At 61.4% G+C, this 6458-nt stretch carries 5 protein-coding genes, 1 tRNA gene and 1 pseudogene; 3 read left to right on the top strand and 4 right to left on the bottom strand.

The genetic code is table 11. The features are described from left to right. Positions 1 to 1636, bottom strand: a 1636-nt coding sequence (locus KBY58_RS12620) for a DEAD/DEAH box helicase (protein ID WP_409995765.1), incomplete at its 3' end; no start/stop codon positions are given. Positions 1637 to 1762: 126 nt separating this feature from the next. Between KBY58_RS12620 and KBY58_RS12615 the strand changes: the two are divergent. Then, positions 1763 to 1855 (top strand): annotated as a pseudogene (locus KBY58_RS12615) (nucleotidyltransferase domain-containing protein); the annotation flags it as partial. Positions 1856 to 1892: 37 nt separating this feature from the next. Here the strand turns inward: KBY58_RS12615 and KBY58_RS12610 are convergent. Both KBY58_RS12610 and cysE read right to left on the bottom strand, forming a co-directional pair. Beyond that, positions 1893 to 3254, bottom strand: coding sequence for an ATP-binding protein (locus KBY58_RS12610; RefSeq protein WP_255004667.1), 1362 nt, complete (start codon positions 3252 to 3254; stop codon positions 1893 to 1895). 149 nt (positions 3255 to 3403) lie between these two features. Continuing rightward, positions 3404 to 4282, bottom strand: coding sequence for a serine O-acetyltransferase (cysE, locus tag KBY58_RS12605; protein ID WP_409995766.1), 879 nt, complete (start codon positions 4280 to 4282; stop codon positions 3404 to 3406). On the opposite strand from cysE, the gene KBY58_RS12600 reads away from it, so the two are divergent. Together KBY58_RS12600 and KBY58_RS12595 are read left to right on the top strand one after the other, a co-directional pair. Beyond that, positions 4246 to 4317: transfer RNA gene (locus KBY58_RS12600), tRNA-Gly, on the top strand. The genes cysE and KBY58_RS12600 overlap by 37 nt on opposite strands. A gap of 163 nt (positions 4318 to 4480) precedes the next feature. Next, on the top strand, positions 4481 to 5713 hold the full coding sequence (locus tag KBY58_RS12595) for a sugar transferase (RefSeq protein WP_255004665.1): 1233 nt from the start codon (positions 4481 to 4483) through the stop codon (positions 5711 to 5713). Positions 5714 to 5727: 14 nt separating this feature from the next. On the opposite strand, the gene KBY58_RS12590 is transcribed toward KBY58_RS12595, so the two are convergent. After that, a partial coding sequence (locus KBY58_RS12590) for a GntR family transcriptional regulator (RefSeq protein ID WP_255004664.1) occupies positions 5728 to 6458 on the bottom strand: 731 nt, incomplete at its 5' end.

Below are 6458 nucleotides of genomic sequence, written 5' to 3'. Positions count from 1 at the left end.
GCACCAGCTGGGGCAGCAACTGCTCGCGCACCTTGAGGCGGGCCATGTAGTCGCTGTTGCCGCCGAGAATGATGTCGGTGCCCCGGCCAGCCATGTTGGTGGCGATGGTCACGGCACCGGAGCGGCCAGCCTGGGCAATGATTTCGGCCTCCCGCTCCACGTTTTCCGGCTTGGCATTAAGCAGGTTGTGGGGGATTTCCTGCTCCGCCAGCAGGGCCGAGAGCAGCTCGCTTTTCTCAACGCTGGTGGTACCCACCAGCACGGGCCGGCCATCTTTGTGGATGGCGGCGGTTTCATTGGCCACCGCCTGCCACTTGGCGGGTTCGGTTTTGTACACCTGGTCGGTCCAATCGGCGCGGGAGCGCAGCCGGTTGGTGGGCACGATCGTGACCTCGAGCTTGTAGGTCTTCTCGAATTCCACCTCCTCGGTTTTGGCGGTGCCGGTCATGCCGGCCAGGCGCGGGTAGAGCAGGAAAAAGTTTTGATAGGTGATCGAGGCGAGGGTCTGGGTTTCGGGCTGGATCGGCAGACTCTCCTTGGCCTCGATCGCCTGGTGCTGGCCATCACTCCAGCGGCGCCCGGGCATCACCCGCCCGGTGAATTCATCCACGATCACCGCATCGCTAACGCGCACGATGTAATTGACGTCCTTAACGAAAAGCTCCTTGGCCTTGAGGGCATTGGTGATGAAGTGGGCCCATGGGTCGGCGGGATCAAACAGATCAAGGACTCCAATCAGCTGCTCGGCCTTGGCGTAGCCCTCATCGGTGAGGGTGCAGCTGCGCTGCTTTTCATCCACCTCGTAGTCGCCTTCCGGGTCGATGCCGTCCTTGCCCATCTCCTCAGAGCGCTGCAGGGCAGCCGCCACCTCCGCCGCCTTTTGGTATTTCTCCTGGGGCCGCTCGATTTGGCCGGAAATGATCAGGGGGGTGCGGGCCTCATCGATCAGGATCGAGTCGACTTCGTCGATCACGCAGTAGTTGGGCTGGCGCTGCACCACCTCGGCGATGTCGCTCGCCATGTTGTCGCGCAGGTAATCGAAGCCCAGCTCCGAGTTGGTGGCGTAGGTGATGTCGCAGTTGTAGTTGGTCCGTCGGGTGGCGGGGTCCATGTCCTGCTGGATCAGGCCCACCGAAAGGCCCAGGAAGCGATGCACCTGGCCCATCCACTCGGCGTCGCGGCGCGCCAGGTAGTCGTTGACCGTCACCACGTGCACGCCCCGGCCCGAAAGGGCGTTGAGGTAGGCCGGCAGGGTGGCTACAAGGGTTTTGCCTTCACCGGTTTTCATCTCGGCGATCTGGCCCTCGTGCAGCACCATGCCGCCGATCAACTGCACATCGAAGTGGCGCATGGCCAGCACCCGCTTGCCGGCCTCTCGCACCACGGCAAAGGCCTGGGGCAGCAGCTCATCGAGCACCTTGCGCTCCCGCTCGAGGGTGGCCTCAATGCCCAGACCCCGGTTTTGACACTCCAGCTGCAGGGCGGCGAGCTTGCCTCGAAACTCCACGGTGAGGCCCCTCAGTTCGTCGTCTGAGAGGGGCGCGATCTCCTCCTCCAGCAGGTTGATGTCGGAAACCAGGGGCTGGTAACGCTTCAGCTTGCGGGCATTGGGATCACCCAGCAGGAGCTTGAGCATTGAGGCGGGTCGGCCAGCACTTTGGTCAGTTTACCGGTTGGGGCGGGGGCCGGTCATTGCATTCCTCCATAAGAGATCAGCACAGCGCTTCTCCCTGGGATCCCCGAGCGTCCGGCCCACAAGCTGTTGGATCTGCTCACAGCCCAGCCCCAGCTTGAGGCGATTTGGCTGTTCGGCTCGCGGGCCATGGGCCGGTATCAACCGGGCTCTGACATTGATCTCTGTCTGGACGCGCCATTGACGCTGAGCCCGCATATCAATGCTCCAGCAGCCAGGCCACCGCGTTGTGCCAGGCCACCGTTTCTGGCCATTCGCCTTGCGGAGCCCGCGCGTCAAGGGAGATCACCATCGCCCGAGCTCCGCGTGCCCCCGGCTCCTCTAGGGCCTTCAGTAGCGCCCGGAGCTCCCGCTGGCGGGTGCTGTCATCGCTCAGATCCGCACACACCTGGATCAGGGCGCGACGGCCATCGGGGAAGCGGGCGTGGAAATCCACCTCAAAGCCGCCGCCGGTGCGCAGGTAGCCCACCTCCGCACCCCGCCGCTGCAACTCCAGCAGCACCACCGTTTCCAGCGCATGCCCCTGGTTGCGACGGCCCTCCAGCTCATATAGCGGTAGCAGGCCCGGATCGATCGGAACCACCTTGCGGGGCAGCGTCATCTGGCGCCGCAGCGAACCCCCCACCACGCCGACGCAGCGGATCAGGAAGGCGCTCTCCAGATGCAGAACTAGCTCGGCCAAGTGCTCTCTACTGATCGCCAAGCCCTGGCTTTTCAGTGCTCCGTGCAGCTTATTGAGGCTGAAGCCGCCGCCGCCGTTGCCAAGCAGTTGTCGCACCAGCCACTGCAACGCCAGGGGTTGGCGGATGGCGTGGCGCTCGATTACATCGCGCAGCACGGTGCTGTCCACATAGCTGCCCAGCAGCAGCCGGCGGCTGCGCTCCTCAAGCCCCTGCACCTCGGGGAAGCCGCCGCACTGCAGATAGAGCTCCAGCTGATGGGCCAGCCGTGAGCGTTCGGCGCTGCTCCAGTGCGTGCTGGGCTGGTCAGGCTCCAGGTCCGCGTGGCGCAGGCACTCCCGGAAGCTGAAGGGATACACCACCGCCTCCATGGCGCGCCCCCGCAGGCTGCTGGCGATTTCACTGGAGAGCATCTCCGCAGACGAGCCACTCACCACCACGTCGATCGGTTCGCTGTCCATGACCCGCCGCACGAATCCCTCCCAGCCGGGAATGCGCTGGATCTCATCGAGGAACAGGCAGCCCCGCTGCGCTCCCGCTTGCCGAGCCTGGGGCTGCAGTTGGAAATAGGTCTCGAGAAGTTGGTCGAGCAGCTCCACCCCTGGGTTGTGGGCCATCAGGCGCTCGTCTTCCAGCGACAGCATCGGCAGCCAGTTGCGCTCCGTACCCGCCTCCAACCGCCGGGCCACTTCCTGCCAGAGCAGTGACGTTTTGCCGCTGCGGCGCATGCCGATGACGGCAAGCGTTTTGCCGGGGATCCTGGGGATCCAGGTGTCACGCCGGGTCAGTTGAGGCAGGGGCGCCTGCCAGCTGTCCACCAGCTTCTGGCGCAGCAGATCGCGCAGTGGCGCAGATTGTGGTGCAGGCAGCTTGTCATCCATGGCGGCAAGTTAGCGCCGGATCTTGTTGGGGATGGCAGCAAGTTGTGGTGCGTGAGCCTGGGTGAAGTAACCGTGATTTCTACCCAGGCGGCCCCACGGGCATGAACATCAAGGATCCGGAGGTGCATGCCATGGCGCGGGAGCTGCTCTCAGCTGGTAACGCCGGGATTGTCGCCCAGGAACTCAAGGATCTCCCGGTCCTTGAGGTTTTGGGCTGCGCCCCGGCAGTCTTCCATTAGTGGCCGGCCAGCCGCCAGCTCCCGCAGGCAGGTTTGGGTGCGGGCCAGCTCGCCTTCCAGGGCATCGATGCGCTCCATCAGGTTGCGAATCACATTGGCCTCCGTATCGGGCAGGGCCGAGTGGGCCAGGGGATCGATGCGCACGCCGCTTTGGTGAATCACTCGGCCTGGAATGCCCACCACCGTGCTGTCGGCGGCCACATCCTTCACCACCACCGAGCCGGCCCCAATGCGGGTGTTGGCCCCCACCCTGATCGCGCCCAGCACCTTGGCGCCGGCACCTACCACCACGTTTTCCCCCAGGGTTGGGTGGCGCTTGCCGTGGGCCTTGCCCGTGCCTCCAAGGCTGACCCCCTGATACAGCAAACACTGGTTGCCGATCACCGCCGTTTCACCAATCACCACCCCCATGCCGTGGTCGATAAATACGCCCTGGCCGATCCGGGCCCCGGGGTGGATCTCAATCCCCGTGATAAATCGGCCCAACTGGGCCAACAGCCTGGCCGTTAGGGGCAGCAGGGGCAGGCGGCTGCCCCACAGCCAATGGCTAAAGCGATGCAGAGTCAGGGCATGGAGCCCCGGATAGCAGAGCAAGATTTCCAGCGTGCCCCGAGCCGCTGGATCTCGCTGCTTAATGATCGCCAGGTCGGCCTGAAGTGCCTTGAGCATGGGGCCATCCTGCCGGAGCTTGTGGGGTTTGACCGAGGGGCCTTCCGTCGTGCATGATCCACTGGTCGACTTGGTCGATGTCTGCGGATGTAGCTCAGTGGTAGAGCATCTCCTTGCCAAGGAGAGGGTCGAGAGTTCGAATCTCTTCATCCGCTTTTGGTTTGTCCATCCTGTTTGCGGTCCTTGGGCTGAGGCCAGTCAGCAAGCTAGTTTTTATTAATTCGCTCCGTGTCTGTGGTTGGGAGTCGCCCACGACTGAGGCTTTTGTTGTGCGTATGCCTAGATTTGCTGGGCCTGGGCCTTGGTCTCCTGGCACTGTTGGTCCATACCTCGCTTTCGCTGCAAGGACAGTTGGGCTGGATCGCCACGAGCAGCTTGGTTTATTTATTTTGGAACTGGCTTCTGGGCACCTATTCAATTCTTGCTTGGCGCAGATTGGCCCGGTCGATCTTGCTTCAGCGTAGCGGTCTCTGCCTTATTGCCACCCTTGTTTCGGTTGTAATCCTGCGTGGATTAGTAAATCCCCCTGAAAGCGTGTGGATAGTTTATCGCAGCCATCAGGTCGCTTGGTTGTTGCCAGCAACTATTTGGGCCATGTTGGTGAGGTTTGCCATTCGACAATCGACCTTAATCCTCATAGACCCTAGCTTTCTGCTTGTGGCTCCTGAGCAGGAGGCTTCAGAGATCATGAAAATATGGAATCAATCGAATGGAGGCACGCTTCAGTGGCTTTCTGGGCCTGAGGCGGTGGCTTTCGAATCTCCAAAGATTGTGGCTATCTCGCCAGCATTGCTAGCCGATCTCAAGCTGCTTCCTTGGCTAGAGGAGCTGAGGGCTCAGGAATCGCGAGAAGTCACCCTGACCACCCCAATTGCCTTGGCGTCGAAATACCTTCAGCGATTGCCACCTTCTTTTCTGTCTGAGAGTGATGTGAGCCAAGATGAAATCCCTTGGGCCGATACCATCTCTCTAAGTCGTCAATTAAAGCGGGCTGCAGATATATTTTTGTCATTGGGGCTGCTTTTTGCGATGTCGCCATTGATTTTAATCGCTACTCTTTTGATCTGGCTTGAAGATAGGGGGCCAATTTTTTATAGACAGATCCGTAGCGGGTTTCTGGGTAGGCCTTTTGAGGTCTACAAGCTGCGAACCATGGTAGTTTCTAGTCCAGTAGCCCCAGCCAGCTGGACCGTTATTAATGATAGTCGTATTACCAAAATTGGTCGCTGGCTTCGCAAATCTAGATTAGATGAGTTGCCCCAGCTTATAAACGTAATCAGGGGTGATATGAGCCTGATCGGGCCAAGGCCAGAGCGGCCAGAATTTGAGCATAGGCTCGAGGAATCTATTCAACATTACAGAAAGCGGCATTGGATGCCCCCGGGCTTAAGCGGGTGGGCCCAGGTTTGTGCGCCCTATGCGTCTAGCGTTGAAGATAGTGAGGTTAAGTTGTCCTATGATCTTTGGTATTTAAAGAAATTTAGCGTTGCTCTAGATTTAGTAATTGCCTTTCGGACCTGCAAAGTCGTTCTTAAGATGGCAGGCCGTTGATTGATGTATTTCCCCTACCCCTGCAGCAGCCCTATTTCCTTGCGCAGGGCATCAATGGTGGCCTCCCCTAGGTAGCTCTGGGCGCAGTGCACCACGGGCATGCGCATCAGCTGGCTGCGGTTTTGGCGCAGGCTTTGCTCCACCAGGGCCAGGCTTGGCCTGTCGCAGAGCACGTGGCTGGAGGCCCGCAGTAGGGCCAGCAGGCGGCTGCCCCCGTCGGGGCTGGCCGTCATCACCAGCAGTTCGCTGCCCCGCAGGCTGTGCAGGATCACTTCCGCGGCCCTGAGGATGCCGGGGCTGATGCTCACCAGTCCCACGCAGCTGCCAGCGCGCAGTTCCTTGAGTAAATCCAGCTCGTGGCGGAAGTCGTTGAGGTCCACCGGCACCGCCCGCACCCCATTGCGCTTGGCGATCTCCTCCACCGGCTGGAGAAAATAACGGCTGGTCACCACGGTGCCGTTGCTGGATGCCTGGAGCACCGCCTCGAGCTCCTCCATCTGCACCACCTCCACGGGCACCTCCAGGTGGGGTGTGAGCTCCTCTGCGATCAGCATCGAGGCGCCGATGTCTTCCCTGGGGGTACTCACCAGGATGCGGGCGCCACAGCGCAGTCGCCAATCGATTTCCCGGGTGAATAGATCGCGGGCCTGCTGCAGGGTGCAACCCGCATTGAGCAGGCCATCCACACTTTGGCGCACGTCCTTGTCGATGTCTGGCAGGGCCCGGCTGCGGGGGCCTGGAGGGG

Source organism: Cyanobium sp. HWJ4-Hawea (assembly GCF_024345815.1).
In the GTDB taxonomy this organism is placed as follows: domain Bacteria; phylum Cyanobacteriota; class Cyanobacteriia; order PCC-6307; family Cyanobiaceae; genus Cyanobium_A.
The sequence above is the reverse complement of the archived record's forward strand: the minus strand, read 5'-3'. Positions and strand labels throughout refer to the sequence as shown.

What these genes read in the sequence shown, in the direction of transcription:
- KBY58_RS12610 (WP_255004667.1), bottom strand. Translation starts at nt 3,254, where the DNA reads ATGGATGACAAGCTGCCTGCACCACAATCTGCGCCACTGCGCGATCTG.